The organism is Pseudomonas sp. 05N36, assembly GCF_056397385.1.
Genome location: NZ_JBFTNH010000070.1, coordinates 1 through 440, shown reverse-complemented (window position 1 = coordinate 440; position 440 = coordinate 1). Strand labels below are relative to the sequence as shown.

Sequence of the window (440 nt, the reverse complement as noted above, 5' to 3'; positions counted from 1 at the left end):
AGCCTGTCTTGCGAAGAGAACCTGATGCTGCCGCCGGTATTGAAAGGTGCCGACGCCAGCCGGGGCATGAGCGAGGCCGAGATCTACGASATGTTCCCSAACCTGRMSGARCGSCGCCAGAGCCAGGGCACGCGMCTGTCTGGCGGCGARCAGCAGATGCTGGCGGTKGGSCGYATCCTGCGYACSGGSGCSAGCCTGCTGCTGCTSGACGARATCTCGGAAGGCCTGGCACCGGTCATCGTGCAGGCACTSGCGCGCATGATCCTGATGCTGAAGAAGAAGGGCTACACGGTGGTGATGGTGGAGCAGAACTTCCGCTTCGCTGCGCCGCTGGCCGACCGCTTCTACGTGATGGAGCACGGGCAGATCGTCGAGCGCTTCGCCGCCGCCGAACTGCAGGCCAAGATGCCGGTGCTGAACGAACTGCTTGGGGTCTGATC

General features: G+C 64.1%; 1 protein-coding gene. It reads left to right on the top strand.

The window, feature by feature from the left end; all coding sequences use genetic code 11:
* Positions 1 to 438: ATP-binding cassette domain-containing protein (locus AC1DIH_RS28195; RefSeq protein ID WP_477774097.1), on the top strand; the 438-nt coding region annotated here is incomplete at its 5' end.
* Between the last annotated feature and the right edge of the window lie 2 nt (positions 439 to 440).